Source organism: Marininema mesophilum, from assembly GCF_900106775.1.
GTDB lineage: Bacteria > Bacillota > Bacilli > Thermoactinomycetales > DSM-45169 > Marininema > Marininema mesophilum.
The window spans coordinates 39,595-55,705 of the sequence record NZ_FNNQ01000011.1 but is presented as its reverse complement, the minus strand read 5'-3'; the positions used below and the strand labels follow the sequence as shown (position 1 = coordinate 55,705).

Sequence of the window (16,111 nt, the reverse complement as noted above, 5' to 3'; positions counted from 1 at the left end):
AATCCCCCTGTGCTTACGCAACCGGATCATCCCAGTCATCTCCGTATTTCTGTACTTCTTTCCCCAGGGCGGTAGCGATTCTCATCGCTCCTTTCAGCCGGCTTAGCTCTTTCTTCGTCAACTTATCAGGGTCTAGGTGATTATCCGCTTCTTTGACCAGTCCATCCTCCCAACCTGCGTGGATGGATAACCGCCACCAAAGAAATGTATCTAATGCTCCCCAAACCTGCTCTTTCTTCTCTATCGGCCAATTCAAGCAAGCGGAAACCCCTTTAAGACGTTCTTTCGTGGAGCTTTCTTTAATATTCAAACGTAATGACCATAACCGGATCGATTCCACTAACTGAAGGTATCCCCCTTCTTTGATATCCACTTTCCCTGCATAGGGACCGTGGACCTCTGTATAGAGGCGAGAAAAGGGACCGAGAGGAATCCGCCGATAACTGGAACGCTGGGATTCTTTAACAAGCACCGATGGATTTTTCGCTAGAAGTGATTGAAAATGATCACGCCACTGTCTATATAACGATTCATCCCCTGCCACTGCCCGAGCATCCGAAGCGATCATGGTATACCTTGCATGATCTAATTGAGGATCCTCTACCCACTCTTTTAATCGTTTACTCCAATCATCCAATGACCCCTGCCAACGGGGGTTGGTCGCCATCACATTGCCTTGACACAATGGATAACCTGCTTCTGCAAGACCTTCCACTGTCCCCTTTGTCAATCGAGAGACCACCTCTTTCGCATCAGCGGATGACATTTCGCCCTTTTCATAGATTAGGGCGTTATCCTGGTCCGTCCAAAAAGTTGCCTCACCCCTACCATTACTCCCCAAAACTAACCAGCAATACTGAGGCAATGGCGTAATCCTCTCTGCCTCCAATTTCTGTTTTACCAGTTCTAATACCCTGCGGAAAATCGAATCATGCCAGATAGCCATTCGTGTCGTAATTTCTACTGGAAAGTACCCTGTCTGCTCTAACTGATCAGCTAATCCCGGCAATCTGCGATGGATCCCACGCAACTCATCGGTATCCATCGCATTTTCAATTTCCGCCAGTAACCTCTTACTTTCCGTCTCCCAAGAGTAGGTCACCCTTCTCACCACCTTCTCCGCCCAAACTTATTCTCACTCCATAGGATATCCTTCAGCGCCATCGTTGAAAAGAGGCTGCTAGCCGGTTTGGCTACAGCCTCTTTTCAACATGATTGATCAAGAAACTCTACTGTCCATTTTTTGAGTAGTCGGATTCACAAGTTGTTCCGGATAACCATAGGAACCATGCTCCGAAAGATCGAGGCCCATCACTTCATCCTCTTCGGATACTCGTAATCCCATCCACTTTTTCAGGACCCATAGGATAACAAAGGAGGCAATCGCCACATAAATACCAGCTGCAAGAATACTTACCGCCTGAACACCTAACTGGTCTAATCCACCACCATAGAAGAGTCCTGCCTTTCCAACCCCCGTCTTTTCTACTAATCGAGGAGAAGCAAAGAGTCCAGTCGATAATGTTCCCCAAATCCCAGCGATCCCATGAACCGAGAAGGCATAGATCGGATCGTCAATTCCTTTGCGTTCAAAATATAAAGCTGTAAATACAGTAAGGGACCCAGCGATTACACCGACTAAAACTGCAGCCCACGGTTCCACGAAGGCACAAGCTGCGGTAATGGCCACTAAGCCTGCCAGCACACCGTTTAGCATCATCGGGATATCTGCTTTCCCTACGACTAAACGTGCAGTGCCAAGGGCTGCTAGAGCACCTGCTGCCGCCGCTAAGTTCGTCGTCAATGCAACATAGCCAAAGAATCCATCCTCGGCACTTAACGTACTTCCCGGGTTAAACCCAAACCAACCTAACCAGATTATCAATGTACCAAGCACCGTATAGACCTGGTTATGCCCCAAAATAGCATTGGGTGTCCCATTGGAATTAAACTTCCCAATACGAGGACCCAAGAGCAAAGTCGCAACTAAAGCTGCAATTCCACCTTGGAGATGAACCACGGTAGAACCAGCAAAATCCTGTGCACCAAGTTTACTTAACCAACCGCCACCCCAGATCCAATGGCCAACCAATGGATAAATAAGCATCGTATAGAGCGCTCCGAAAATCACATAGACACCTAACTTTGCCCGTTCAGCAAATCCCCCCCACGCAATCGACAGGGAGACAGCTACAAAGGAGAGTTGGAACAAGAAGGTAATCTCCAATGGCAATGCACCCTTCTCCTTTGGCAGATCAAGAAACCAACCCTCTAATCCAGCAAATGCGTTTCCATTCCCAAAGGTAACTCCGTACCCTACCGCCCAAAAGGCGAGGGCACAGATCGAGAAACTAAGCATCTGCTTTCCAGCTACGTGACCAGCATTTTTCATTCGGGTAGAACCTGCTTCCAACAAAGCAAAGCCCGCTTGCATAAAAATGACTAAGATAGCACAAATCATTACCCAAACCGAGTTAATGGACAATGTTAATTGGTCCAAGCTAATCCCTCCCTCTCTATTATGTTAGATAATATCACATATATTGGTACCTATGATACCACAGGATTTCCTACTCTGCAATAATTACGTCAACTATCCTTACATATAATTCATTTATCCATATTTGCGTGCGGCTCACTTCATTTCCACACACAAAAAAAGCGTCCCTATCACGGAACGCTTTTTTAACGAATATTGAGCTGGGTGTATAATTCCTTTGTACGCTCAACGGTTTGTTCCCAAGTGAATTGCTTTTCCACCCTTTCCCTTCCTCGACATCCCAGCTCCTCCATACGCTCGGGATCATCCAAAAGAGCGTTACACACTTCAGCAATCTCCTTTACTGGCTTTTTACCAGGAATCAGCACCCCAGTTACCCCATCATCCACTACTTCTGGGATCCCACCTGTTTGAACAGATACTACAGGTAATCCCGATGCCATCCCTTCTAAGTTAACTAAACCAAAGGACTCTTCGCCCATCGAAGGCATGACTAACAGATCTGCTACAGCGTAGAATGTCGGCACTTTATTATGGGGAACGAATGGCACCCAGGTGATAGGCAACCCCTCGTGAGAGATATCATGTAATAGTCGCACATAGGGTGTCTCAATGTTTTTCCCGTATTGACTTCCTCCAACAATCAACAAGCGAACCTCTGGGTGCTTCTCCTGGATAGTAGAAAGTGACTTAATCAGATAGTGAAGCCCTTTTTGCGGAAGTAGCCTTCCCAGAAATAATAATACCTTTTCATCTTTTTTGATCCCCATGCGCTTCCGTGCTCGATTCCTAATCTCTAAGGCCTCTGGGGTATTCCTCGCCGGGAACAATTTCGTATCAACCCCGAGTGGAAGAACTTCCATCAGGGACTCCACTTTAGGGAATCGCTGTGCTAGCTTCATTTTAAGATAGTTACTATTGGTTAGGATACGATCACAAAGCCGAAGAGTCTTCTCCAACTCTTTATCCTTAACCCCTGCAGGTTGGAAAAAATTTTCCGAATGAGCATACAATAATATCTTCGCTTGAGGGCAGGCCCTTCTAACATCCGCGACAGCTTTTGGCCGGTTTTCCACATGAATCACATCGGGCTGTATATGGCGCAGATGAGTAATGATTTTATTCCGATACTCCTTTCCACTACGATCGTCTATCTCAATGGGCTGGACGTTTTCTATGCTGTTCATCCCTTTACCAAAGAGATAAACCTGCATCTCTTCACCTATTCGCGTAGCAGTTTCACGTACCGCCGTTTCTACCGAGCCGCTCACTTTTCCTGTCAACGATAACGTCCCAGGGGTTAACCATGCAACTCGCACACCTTTCGTCTGCTTGTCACCCAGGAGAAAGGCAGCATACTGCATGGGTCGAGCAAAGGTATTGGACCATGCCGTCCAGTCTTTTGCCTGGCGGAAGGTAATTCGGAAATCGCGTCCATTCACCTCGATAATCCAGACTCGCCCTAAGTCATCAATTCCCACATCGAGTCCTAGATCCGCCAGACCTGGATTTGATTTTGCAAGAACTTCTGCCGCTCGTATCGTTACCCGGGAAATTTCTTCCCGCGTCTTTTCTAGATCTTTTCCTAATGTTTTTAATATGGGGTCTAATAAGTGAGCCTTCCCACCTAAAGCAACATTGGTAGTCACTCCACCAGCAGGTCCTACTTTCGCCACCATACCGGATACTACCCATTCTCCATCAGCGCCTCGCTGAACCGATACACGGATATCCACCGGTTTATTGTTATAAGTGATCAGCCGTAGTCCTTGTTGTAGGAGATAGCTACCTCCGCTGGTCCATCGATCCAGCTTGTTCATCAAACTGGTACGCTCAAGGAGGAATTGCTTTCGCCTCTCAGCAAGAATCACATTGACTTTCTCACCTCGTCGTTCCAACCGTCGAATTCCCATCCCCAGGCTCTTATTACTGGGTTTTAGATAGAGACTCCTATGACGAAGGAACAATTCATTCATCGCTGAAACGCTAGCCCGAGCAGTCTCCGGTAAATGCTCGCTCACTACCGGATCCTCCCGCAACATCCGATGGACAACCCATTTATCTAACCGATTATCCTCATTAAATAAAGTAACTCCTGGCAGATCACGTAATCGAGACCAACGATCAAGATCCCCGAACATAGGTTTCACTCGATTGTGAATCAACCCCGGCAGGGGAACACGTCGGCGTTCGTAACTTTCTCCCTTGCCAACGACTCCCCATACCGTACGATCCTGAAAGGAAATATCACTAAGTCGAAAAAACACCGGCTCTATCCCCGCTCGGTAGGCGTGGGTCTTATAAAGATCAAAGGATTCAAATAGAAAGCGTCCTCGCAAGCAATCTTTAAAAAAAGGGCGACTGATTAGAACACCCACTTCATACGCCATCTGAGCCCCTCCTCTCCCTTCAATGTATGCCAAGGAAAGATTGGGACCTAGTCACTTGCCCCCCCTACATAAAAATAGACGGGAGCCTAGCTCCCATCCACCACATCAACTACTTTGATTCACCCAATTGTAAAATGAGAAGGAATCGACACCTTCATCCATTTCCTCAGACTTCGTTTGGTAAAGAATCCCCTGCTGACGAAAACGCCGGGAAAACTCTACTGCTTCTTCGGGGGAGCGAACCTGATTCCGTTCCCACTCTAATAATATACGGTCAATATAACGAACGTTCGGCTTCCCTACAAAAACCGCTTCGCGCAGAGCAGCTACAATGAGTTCTTCACTATGTCCATCAACATCCAACCACTGGGTAAGAGTCTCACATTCTACTGGGGATAATGGTCGACCACATTCCCTTTCAAACAACTGGAATAGATTATCATAAGCTTTTTCCATTCCTTTATCTGCTTTCTCTCCCTCCCTACCAAGGGAAGAGGCTGCTAATTGCTGTAACAACGGCGCAGTAGAGTAACGCTCACTACGTAACCCCTTCTCATCCACAGACTCCTCGATCCCTATGAATCCACCCTGAACAAGGGTTTGTAGCCAGCGAACGATCTCATCCCCTGAAACACTCATCCGACACTCCAATTGACTAACAGTAGGGAAGGACACTCCCTCTTTTTCTTGGAAGGCCATGATATGGATAAGTAACATCACCTGACCCTCTGTCAAACCCAGGTGCTTATACTCTGTGAACAACATCACAGGGATCGCTATTGCACCTTTGCTCAGACCATGAACAAGAGCTGCGTGGGGTGATAGTTTTCGATCCATGTCCATCCACCTCTCCTCCCCACTATATCAACCGCCCCCATGAAAAAATAGACTTGAAATAAAGAAAGCATCGGTGATTCCCCGATGCTTTCTTTCCTCGTTTACTCGTAATCACATTCACTTTATGGATAGAGCCGATTCAACATCCGTGGGAAAGGAATCGTTTCTCGTACGTGATCCAGGCCGCAAATCCAAGCGACTGTCCGCTCTAATCCTAGGCCAAAACCAGAATGAGGAACCGTCCCATATTTGCGCAAGTCGAGATACCAAGCATAGTCCTCCTGGGATAGCTCATGCTCATTAAAGCGTTCTGCCATCAACTTAGGATCATCGATCCGCTGACTTCCTCCGATAATCTCCCCATACCCCTCAGGAGCGATCAAATCTGCACAGAGTGCCACTTCAGGACGTGTAGGATCCGGCTTCATATAGAAAGCCTTGATTTGCGTCGGATAATGAGTGATAAAAACGGGCTGATCAAAACTCTCCGCGATTTTCGTTTCATGGGGCGCACCAAAGTCATCCCCCCATGTAAACTCCATCCCCTCGCGGTTCAGTAACTCCACCGCTTCATCATAGGTAATCCGCGGCAAGGAACCTGTCACTTTTTCAAGCTTGGATGTATCTCGCTCCAGGATTTCAAGTTCGGTTTTACATGATTTCAGCACATGATTTACGACGTGAGATAGCATCGACTCTTGAATCTGTAGGCTTTCTTCATGTTCGACAAAGGCCATCTCAGGCTCAATCATCCAGAATTCGATTAAATGACGACGCGTTTTTGATTTCTCTGCCCGGAAGGTTGGGCCAAAGGAGTAGACACGGCCCAATGCCATCGCAGCGGCCTCCATATATAGCTGACCACTCTGCGTTAGATAAGCATCTTCATCAAAGTATTTTGTGTGAAAGAGATTAGTTGTCCCTTCACAGGAAGAAGGGGTGAGAACGGGAGGATCCACCAGGGTAAACCCTTGCCCATTTAGCCAATCTTGGATTGCAGAGATGATCACCGAGCGAATGCGAAGAATCGCTGCTTGTCGACGTGAACGAATCCAAAGATGGCGCTTGTCCATCAGAAACTCCACACCGTGCTCCTTCAAGGAAATCGGGTATTCCTCCGCTTCCTGGATTACTTCAATCCCAGTTACATCCATTTCATAACCACTTGGAGCACGATCATCTGCCCGAATCGTACCATCTACATAAAGAGAGCTTTCCTGGGTGAGGGTTGTTGCTTGCTCCCAAACCTCAGGGCTTACATTCTTCTTCAAAAGAACACCTTGTATGTACCCTGTCCCATCCCGCAGTTGCAGGAACTGAATCTTCCCACTGGAACGTTTATTGTAAAGCCATGCCCCAAGTCTTACTGACTCACCGACATGATTCGCGACCTGTTTAATATGGGTTAGCACGTCGATTCCTCCATCCCCATTTTTGACTTATCCATTATATCCCTCTGTCGTTAGCCCGTCAACGTTCAATGCCGGTTCGTAAGATGTCTCTCAGAAATGGGTCTTTACTATGTCTAATGACTGCTTCGATTCTAAGAGGCGTTTGCGTAAACGCTTCTTTCTTATTAATCAAATAATAGTTAGATGTTCTAAATGCGTCATACTGTTCATCAAATGAATGAATTGACGATTATCACTTAATTCCAACAAATGAATACCGGTGTTTCCTGTAATAAAAAAAACATTATTATTCATCATTGGCAAGTTCAGAAGGCTCTGCATCAGCATCGATATCATCCCACCATGGGAAACAATAGCTATCCGTTGGTACGATTGACTTTTGTCCAAAATTAACGAGAGAACCCGCTCACCTCTAGCCCGAAACTCAATCTTACTTTCCCCACTCCCACCTAACTTCTCATAGGGCTTAAGATCCACCGGATACCCCACCTCTGAAATCAATTTCCCTTTTAAGCTGCCATTTTGGATTTCCCTAAGGTCATCCAAGTATTGCAAGGGACTAGTCGTAGTCTCCGCTAATATTTCAGCGGTTTTACTCGCTCTTTTCAACGTACTAGACCAAACAAAATCAGGAGGAAATTTACTTTTCACCCGATTAGCCATTAAATAAGCCTGCTCCACCCCCTTCGGTGTTAGCGAGTGATCATTGCTGTGAACACCGAGAATGTCATCTTCCGATTCCCCATGACGTATTAATAGAATTTCCATTCTATCACCTCAACTATTTTTTTATAATTATATAAGAAAATAAAAAGCATATAAAGAGTAACATTTTATCAATTATCGCCCCCTTCATATGATTAAATAAGGAGGTTCAGTTGTAGGCCTACTCCATTGATAAAAGCAATGCCATGAGTAAACGGTAAACAATATTCCCTTAATCCGCGGGTAACCCACTTGACACCGATCCTTAAATTCGATATATATCTAATTAGATATATATCGAATTATTAAACCGTTGCTGGTCGACCTTGCTCATCCGCGTGGATACTCTCAACTAATTGGCAAATTATTATTTCAATTCCCCCTTAAAAGGAGGTCACCTTTCATGCAATTAAATCGCTTAATTGACTTTCACAAAGCATTAGCCGATCCTACTCGTCTACGCATCCTCATCTTGCTCTCCCACTCTCCCCTCCACGGTCAAGCAATCGCTGGAAAGTTGGGCCTGAAGCCACCAACGATCACACATCACATGACCAAATTACGAGAAGCAGGACTGGTAACAGAGAGACGGGAGAGAAATACGATCTATTTTCATTTAAAACGACAAGAGTTAGAGCAAAAGTCCCTATCCCTTCACTCTCTTCTTAAAGAGGAGGACGCCAACATGAAACACACGAATGTAAATCAAAATTACAATGATTCCATACTGCGCAACTTCTTGACACCTGAGGGTCGCTTGAGAAGTATTCCTGCCCAACGCAAAAAACGAATTGCCATTCTACAACATGTTGCTACTGCTTTTACCCATGGTCAAAAGTATCCTGAAAAAGAAATCAACCAGATGATTCAACGCTTTCACGATGATTTCGCTACACTACGCCGGGAATTAATCATGCATCAATTTATGTATCGAGATAAGGGGGTTTACGAGCTAAACCCTGTTGAAATGTGGCCTACACCTGAGGAAACAGGCTCATGATGCAGGCAAAAGGATTTAATACACCTCGTCTCCAAGTACGCAAAGTAGAGGCTTCCGATCTACCTACTCTCCTTCCTATTTACCAGAGTAATCCTACCTACGTGGAGTGGGAGGGAGAGCAATCGGGCCATTATGATCTATCGATGATAGAACGCGATTGGCAAATGGCAACTTCAACACCCGGTAGACATTTAGCCGCTATCCATCGTAAAAAAGAGGATAAAGCCATCGGGATCGTAGAATGGCTTGAGGAGCATCCCCTGGACCAATTTCCCTGGTTGGGTCTACTCATCATTCACGGCGACGAACAGCGCAAAGGGGTTGGCCATGAGGTGGTAAAAGGATTTATCCATTATGCAAAAGAGACCACCTCTTGGCAGTCTCTTCGGATTGCTGTTTTTGAAGAAAACCAACCGGCTCAAACCTTTTGGCAAACCCTCGGATTTGTCCCCTTTGAAACCGTTGAAAGGCAATTAGCTTCTGGTGTGATGAAACGGCTAATTAAAATGGAGCGACTAGTATAATAGTTATTTTAGGCAATAAAAAAAGCCGACGCACTAGGCGTCGGCTTTTACAACCCTTCGACTTAATAGAAGGTCATATATTGGTCACGTTCCCAAGGATGAACTTGAGTCCGGAACATATCCCATTCAATCTCTTTTGCTTCGAGGAAGTGTTCTACGGCATGCTCACCAAGAGCTTCGCGGATTACTTCGTTTTTCGCTAGCTCATCGAGAGCCTCTTTCAAGGAAGAAGGCAAGCTTTCAATCCCTGCGGCTTTCCGCTCTTCTTCGTCCATGATGTAGATGTTACGATCGGTTTCTTTTGGAACTTCCAATTTGTTTTTAATACCATCGAGACCCGCTTTGAGCATAACTGCTAAAGCAAGGTATGGGTTAGCTGCCGGGTCTGGACTACGAACCTCGATCCGGGTAGAGACACCACGGGAAGCCGGAACGCGGACAAGCGGACTACGGTTTTTCGGAGACCAAGCAACGTAGCAAGGAGCTTCGTAGCCAGGTACCAAACGCTTATAGGAGTTTATAAGCGGGTTGGTCAAAGCGGTAAAGGCTTTCGCATGCTTTAAGACCCCTGCAAGGTATTGGCGAGCGGTCTCGGATAGACCTAATTCATCACTGTCTTCAAAGAAAGCATTCTCTTTTCCGCGGAATAGCGATTGGTGACAGTGCATACCTGATCCGTTTACACCGAACAAAGGTTTCGGCATAAAGGTAGCGTGCAAACCATAACGGCGAGCGATGTTTTTCACTACTAATTTGAAGGTCTGGATGTTATCCGCAGCGGTCAGGGCATTGGCATATTTAAAGTCGATTTCATGCTGGCCAGGGGCCACTTCATGGTGAGAAGCTTCCATCTCAAAGCCCATCCGCTCCAGGGTTACCACGATATCACGACGGCAGTTTTCACCCAGATCGAGTGGCGCTAAGTCAAAGTATCCTCCCTTATCGTTTAGATCAAGGGTCGGCTCACCCTGTGCATCGGTTTTAAAGAGGAAGAATTCTGGCTCAGGCCCTACGTTGAAAGAAGTAAAGCCCATCTCTTCTGCTTCTTTCAAGACTTTTTTCAGGATACCACGAGGGTCTCCAGAGAAGGGTTCACCGTCTGTATTATATACATCACAGATCAACCCAGCTACACGAGAATCCTCTGTTCCACCCCAAGGATAAACAATCCAGCTGTCCAAGTCAGGATATAGGTACATGTCTGATTCTTCGATACGCACAAAACCTTCAATGGAGGATCCATCAAACATCATCTTGTTATCCAACGCTTTAGAGAGTTGACCTTTTGGGATTTCCACGTTTTTGATCGTACCAAGTAGATCAGTAAATTGGAGACGAATATACTCTACATTGTGTTCTTCGACCTGTTTCAGGATGTCTTCTTTAGTGAATTTTGACATGGACTTCTATCTCCCTTCAAATTCGTACATTCCGTAATGGTTTACTACTACGACATCTAATGAAAGAAACGAGATAACTCACCTCGCAGTAGATGATTCTGATTGGAGCGAGCAGATGGATCAGCAAGTTGCCTCTTTAAGAGTTTGTACAGTTCTGCCTCAGAAATTTCCGGTTTTTTCACCGGCTGAGCCTCGACTACTTCTGCGGAAACTGTCTCCCCTTGATCTTCTTTTTGTAGCATCTCTTTTACGCCAGCAATGTTGACGCCCTTCTCCATCAGCGTTTTCACATGAAGCAGACGATCGACATCGTTAAACGAAAAAAGCCGCTGATTGCCATTTGTGCGAGCGGGACGAATCAACCCTTGTTGTTCGTAATATCGCACTTGCCGTGGGGTGAGTTCAGTCAGTTTTGTCACGGTGCCCATTGAAAAGAGAGGCATGTTACGACGAGTCTCATCACGCATCAGCAGTGCCTCCTCACAAATCACGCTTTCTGTCCCCATTGTATTCATGTCAGGTTTCATTGTCAACGGGTGTAAGGAAATTTAACAAAATAAATAAAACCTGCCTTATTAATGTTCCCCAATTAAATCCAACACACCTTTGACTTTCCTCTACAGTGTGCCTTCTACAAAGCGTTTTATCAATCCTACACTCATATTTCTTCAAAGTAGTCTCTCAATTGATGATGTTAAAGTCTAGATAACCATATGTTTCTAATCGAATACTGTTGACCGCAATGTCCGTCTGTCACTCAACCCAGCCTAGAATAGATAGGGCCATCCGATTGGATGACCCAGGGTGTAGAGAAAACCTTTCGTTCGTTTTCCTACATCTTATATAAAAACTCATTCATCCTCTCGCTACATAACTAAAATAATAAACCAGATTATCAAAGCAATCATCAGCAATCCTTTAAACAATACGCCCCCAATAAAACCGATCATGGTGCCGAAACCGACTTTCATCGCTTCTTCAAAGCTTTTTTTCTGTAGCATCTCCACGAGAACCACCGCGACAAAGGGACCGATAATCATACCAATCGGCCCAATGACAAGACCTACCACAGCACCTACAATAGCCGCCCACGTAGATGCGCGGGAACCACCATACTTGCGTGCAGCAATCCCCCCTGCTACATAATCAACGATCATAATCAAGACCGTAATCAACCCTGCAGTAATCCAAAAGATGAGGGGAAACGACCCGTTGCCAATCACCACATCATAAAGGATAAAACCGCCAAGCAATAGCAATGCATCCGGAAGTACAGGGAGAAATAACCCTGCAAAACCTAAAACAAAGAGGAGGATGACCATCGACCACCAAAACATATCCATTGTTCGTTTTTCACCTACGCTCTGAGAGAATAGTTTTTGAATGTGCCTTACGTGTCAACATGCGATCTAATGCAGTCAAAATACCAATTTTCACATGGGAATACGTCAGGCCCCCCTGCATATAGGCCCGATAGGGTGGACGAAGGGGCCCGTCCGCAGAAAGCTCAATGCTCGCCCCCTGCACAAAGGTACCAGCTGCCATGATCACCGGATCTTCATAGCCTGGCATCGAAGAAGGTTCTGGGCGAACATGGGCATCTACAGGGGATGCTTGCTGAATCCCCTGACAAAAATCGATCAATGGTTCTGGACTACCAAATTGTATCAGTTGGATAATATCAGCTCGAGGATCGCTCCATCCCGGAGTACTGCTAAAACCCGCTGCCTCCAACATGGCAGCTGCGTATACAGCTCCCTTTAAAGCCTCACCTACCACATGAGGTGCGAGAAAGAAGCCTTGGTAAAAATCACGCAGGTAACCATGGCTTGCTCCTCCCTCTGCTAATATGCCAGGTGCTACTAACCGGGAAGCCGCACGATCCACCCACTGCTTTTTACCAGCAATGTATCCGCCTGACTTGGCCAATCCCCCACCAGGGTTTTTAATGAGTGAACCAGCGATTAGATCTGCTCCCACATGGGTGGGCTCACGATCTTCTACAAACTCGCCATAACAATTATCCACAAATATAGCGGCACTCGGGCAAATCTGGCGTACTTGTGTAATCATCGCTTCCATCTGATCGATGGTAATAGAGGCTCTCTCTGCATATCCCCGTGAGCGTTGGATAGCGATGCATCGGGTGCGAGGGGTTACTGCCTCCTGTACTGCACTCCAGTCTACCTTCCCATCGGAGGTGAGTGAAATGGCCTGATAGGCGATCCCATAGTCCGTTAGAGATCCTGATCCATCCGCACGATCACCAATCACTTGATGCAATGTGTCATAGGGTGCTCCTGTTATGTAGAGGAGTTCATCTCCTGGACGTAAGATACCAAATAAACTGGCAGCGATGGCATGGGTTCCTGAAGTGATATGAGAACGGAAAAGACACGACTGTGCACCAAAAACCTCCGCCACGATCGATTCTAAGGCTTCACGTCCAAGGTCATCATACCCATAGCCTGTTGATGAAGCCAAATGAGCTTCAGAAACGCCTGTTCGCCGATAAGCTACAAGAAGTCGCCACTGATGTTCATCCACTTGCCTCTCAATCCGGCGGAGAATAGGAGTAATCTTCTTCTCCGCATCTTCCCCCCACTGCTTTAAAATTGCTGCGTTCTGAAAATACGTATACACGCTGACAACACCATTTCTTCAATTAGTTTTTCTCATGGACTTCACGAATGCATGCCTTGATCTCAGGTGGCATCCGCTCATATTTTTTACGAGGAAGTCGGAAATGAAGGGTCATTGTCAAATCATTCACCTCCGAGTGAAGAACATCCGCTACCTCATAGAGTTGGGAAATCATTTCTCCTCGTGCGACAGGGATCTCTGCAGAACCAGAAACCTGCGCTTCATAGAGAATCTGAGCGATTTTCTCCTTCAGCCTTGCTATATCCGCCTCCGCCAAGGCCGAAATCTGAATCAACTCCCCTTCAGCAGAGAGAACCTCCCCTCGTCCTTGATCTCGTTTATTAAATACCGTCAACATCGGCACTTTATCAGCAGAAAGATCCTTCAATACTTGTTGTACCGCTGCCATCTGTGATGCAGCTTCCGGATGACTCTGGTCCACTACATGAAGTAAAAGATCTGCCTCTTGAACCTGCTCCAAAGTAGAACGGAAAGCGGCTACTAAGTGATGGGGTAGATTACGAATAAACCCTACCGTATCGGTCAGTAGGATTTTCTCACCTGAAGGAAGATCCAAAAAGCGTGACGTCGGGTCCAAAGTAGCAAAGAGCTGATCCTCCTCCAGAACAGTAGAGCCTGTCAACCGATTGAGCAAGGTAGATTTCCCTGCATTGGTATAGCCCACCAAGGCCACCTGCACGATCTCCATCTTCCGACGACGCGATTGGTGAAGCTGTCGATGTTTTCGCACCTGCTCTAAATCTCGCTTCAGATCATGAATGCGTCCACGGATATGGCGGCGATCTGTCTCCAGTTTCTTCTCCCCTGGACCTCGGGTACCAATGCCACCTCCTAGACGGGAAAGTTCAGTTCCTTTCCCCACAAGACGGGGCAACATGTACTCCAGTTGCGCTAGTTCTACTTGAAGGCTTCCCTCTTTGGTTTGAGCACGCATCGCAAAAATATCCAAGATCAATTGTGTCCGGTCAATCACTTTACATGGAATGCGCTCTTCTAAACGAGTAAGTTGCCTTGGAGAGAGTTCCCGATCAAAGACAACCAAATCAATCTTATCTTCTTCCACGCTCTTGATGATCTCTTCTACTTTTCCTTTTCCGATCAACCATGTAGAGTCGTACTGATCACGAACCTGTGTCACCCTTGCAACTGGTACAGCTTGTGCGGTATCCACCAAGCGCGCAAGTTCAAAAAGGGACGAATCCAAGTCGACATCGTCGGTTTTAAGAGCACAACCAACGAGAATCGCCCGTTCGATAGGATCCTTATCTTCGATAGCTATTCATCCTCCTTGGCACAATGCCTCAACTCAGACGTGTTGATTAATCAACACGTCTGAGCTTCACGTATAAATTAATTATACCACGAATAGGCAGGGGATTTCGTTGTCGTGCTTGTGGGAAAACGAATATCCTCTGAAGTCAAGGTCATTAAATCTTCACGAGAGATGTACCGGGTATGAAGGAGTCGGACTGCCTGTAAGCGGATCGCCTGCTCAACAATATTGCGCACATAACGTGCATTGCCAAAGGATTCCACCGAGCATCTACTCTCCTCTGCTAGATGAGTGGTTAGTTTCTCTCTAGCCGGTACCGAAAACCGATACTGACGAGTTGTTACCATTCCCTCTGCAATCCGAACCAGTTCATCGAGGGAAAAATCGGAGAAATTTAGCCGGATGGGAAAGCGAGAGGGGAGTCCTGGATTGGAACGGATAAAGCGCTCCATTTCTGCAGGATACCCGGCTAGAATGAGAACAAAACCATCCTTGTGATCCTCCATGGACTTGACTAGTGTATCAATCGCCTCTTTACCGAAGTCCTTATCTCCACCACGGGATAGGGCATACGCTTCATCGATGAAGAGTATACCACCGATGGCCTGCTTCACATGTTCCCTGGTTTTTTGAGCAGTGTGACCGATGTATTCCCCGACCAGATCTGCTCTCTCTACCTCAACAACGTGTCCTTTCTCAAGCACATTCATCTCTTTTAACATTCGTCCCATTATGCGAGCAACTGTTGTCTTTCCTGTGCCTGGATTTCCTTCAAAGATCATATGGAGAACCTGGCTATCCGTAGTAAGGCCTGCCGCTGTCCGTCGCCGGCTAACTGCCAGCCAAGCGTAAATTTCATGGATAAAGGATTTTACTTTAGAGAGACCCACTAAACTCTCCAGCTCATCCAGGCAGCGTTTTAGAGGAAGGTGTTCCTCCTCCTGTATGGGATCGGCTAGTTGATCTCGTATCTTCCAGTCTCTTTTTTTACGAGGACCATGATCTAATACCACCTGGATACGGCGGGTTTCCTGAGTAATCACGCGGTTGGCCATATCTGTCACCTCTTCGCGGAATCGCTGCCCTATATATACGCAGGAGCCCAGGTATTGGTGAAGACATGAAAAAACCAAGTGAGTAGCCACTTGGTTTTAACCTTCTTTATTGGATTCGTCGCTAGACATCAAGGATACTGCTCGTGCCGGTGTGAAGGTAGAGATAGCGTGTTTATAAACCATCTGTTGTTTTCCGTCACTGTCGATCACGATCGTAAAATTATCAAAGCCCCGCACCACACCACGCAGTTGAAAACCGTTAACGAGATAGATGGTGACGGGAACTGATTCTTTACGAATCTGATTGAGGAACGTATCTTGGATGTTGATCGATTGCTTCAACGTTTCGTA

General features: G+C 46.4%; 15 protein-coding genes. 2 read left to right on the top strand and 13 right to left on the bottom strand.

Translation table 11 applies throughout. The annotated features are described in order from the left end of the window. Positions 1-13 precede the first annotated feature (13 nt). The 6 genes from BLV90_RS11160 to BLV90_RS11135 form a co-directional block, all read right to left on the bottom strand. Positions 14-1,102: a DUF294 nucleotidyltransferase-like domain-containing protein gene (locus tag BLV90_RS11160; RefSeq protein WP_091740804.1), complete on the bottom strand. Its 1,089-nt coding sequence runs from the start codon at positions 1,100-1,102 to the stop codon at positions 14-16. Positions 1,103-1,219: 117 nt separating this feature from the next. After that, complete coding sequence (locus tag BLV90_RS11155; RefSeq protein ID WP_091741068.1) at positions 1,220-2,461, bottom strand: ammonium transporter; 1,242 nt, start codon at positions 2,459-2,461, stop codon at positions 1,220-1,222. A gap of 224 nt (positions 2,462-2,685) precedes the next feature. Next, positions 2,686-4,890 (bottom strand): YheC/YheD family protein, encoded by a 2,205-nt coding sequence (locus BLV90_RS11150; protein ID WP_091740801.1) that lies wholly within the window; start codon positions 4,888-4,890, stop codon positions 2,686-2,688. Between the two features lie 105 nt (positions 4,891-4,995). Then, the gene (locus BLV90_RS11145) at positions 4,996-5,733 is read right to left on the bottom strand and encodes a DnaD domain protein (protein WP_091740798.1); all 738 of its coding nucleotides are present in this window, start codon (positions 5,731-5,733) and stop codon (positions 4,996-4,998) included. Positions 5,734-5,849: 116 nt separating this feature from the next. Next, the gene (asnS, locus tag BLV90_RS11140; protein ID WP_091740795.1) at positions 5,850-7,139 is read right to left on the bottom strand and encodes an asparagine--tRNA ligase; all 1,290 of its coding nucleotides are present in this window, start codon (positions 7,137-7,139) and stop codon (positions 5,850-5,852) included. Positions 7,140-7,307: 168 nt separating this feature from the next. After that, positions 7,308-7,907, bottom strand: coding sequence for a histidine phosphatase family protein (locus tag BLV90_RS11135; protein ID WP_091740792.1), 600 nt, complete (start codon positions 7,905-7,907; stop codon positions 7,308-7,310). A gap of 340 nt (positions 7,908-8,247) precedes the next feature. Here BLV90_RS11135 and BLV90_RS11130 point away from each other — a divergent pair, with 340 nt between their 5' ends. Then, positions 8,248-8,844 (top strand): DUF2087 domain-containing protein, encoded by a 597-nt coding sequence (locus BLV90_RS11130; RefSeq protein ID WP_091740790.1) that lies wholly within the window; start codon positions 8,248-8,250, stop codon positions 8,842-8,844. Next, a complete protein-coding gene (locus BLV90_RS11125) occupies positions 8,841-9,368 on the top strand; it encodes a GNAT family N-acetyltransferase (protein WP_091740786.1) in 528 nt (175 codons plus the stop codon). Before BLV90_RS11130 ends, BLV90_RS11125 begins: the two co-directional genes overlap by 4 nt. A gap of 62 nt (positions 9,369-9,430) precedes the next feature. Here the strand turns inward: BLV90_RS11125 and glnA are convergent, their stop codons facing one another. The 7 genes from glnA to hfq form a co-directional block, all read right to left on the bottom strand. Then, positions 9,431-10,768 carry a type I glutamate--ammonia ligase gene (gene glnA / locus BLV90_RS11120; protein WP_091740783.1) on the bottom strand — a complete coding sequence of 446 codons (1,338 nt, stop codon included), beginning with the start codon at positions 10,766-10,768 and terminating at the stop codon, positions 9,431-9,433. A gap of 56 nt (positions 10,769-10,824) precedes the next feature. Next, complete coding sequence (locus tag BLV90_RS11115) at positions 10,825-11,235, bottom strand: MerR family transcriptional regulator (RefSeq protein WP_091740781.1); 411 nt, start codon at positions 11,233-11,235, stop codon at positions 10,825-10,827. A gap of 399 nt (positions 11,236-11,634) precedes the next feature. Next, on the bottom strand, positions 11,635-12,111 hold the full coding sequence (locus tag BLV90_RS11110) for a DUF456 domain-containing protein (protein WP_091740779.1): 477 nt from the start codon (positions 12,109-12,111) through the stop codon (positions 11,635-11,637). 10 nt (positions 12,112-12,121) lie between these two features. Further along, complete coding sequence (locus BLV90_RS11105) at positions 12,122-13,411, bottom strand: methionine gamma-lyase family protein (RefSeq protein WP_091740777.1); 1,290 nt, start codon at positions 13,409-13,411, stop codon at positions 12,122-12,124. A 22-nt stretch (positions 13,412-13,433) separates the two neighbouring features. Continuing rightward, positions 13,434-14,675: a GTPase HflX gene (hflX, locus tag BLV90_RS11100; protein ID WP_091740775.1), complete on the bottom strand. Its 1,242-nt coding sequence runs from the start codon at positions 14,673-14,675 to the stop codon at positions 13,434-13,436. 107 nt (positions 14,676-14,782) lie between these two features. After that, complete coding sequence (locus BLV90_RS11095) at positions 14,783-15,760, bottom strand: AAA family ATPase (RefSeq protein WP_091740773.1); 978 nt, start codon at positions 15,758-15,760, stop codon at positions 14,783-14,785. Positions 15,761-15,856: 96 nt separating this feature from the next. Further along, positions 15,857-16,102 (bottom strand): RNA chaperone Hfq, encoded by a 246-nt coding sequence (gene hfq / locus BLV90_RS11090; RefSeq protein ID WP_091740771.1) that lies wholly within the window; start codon positions 16,100-16,102, stop codon positions 15,857-15,859. Between the last annotated feature and the right edge of the window lie 9 nt (positions 16,103-16,111).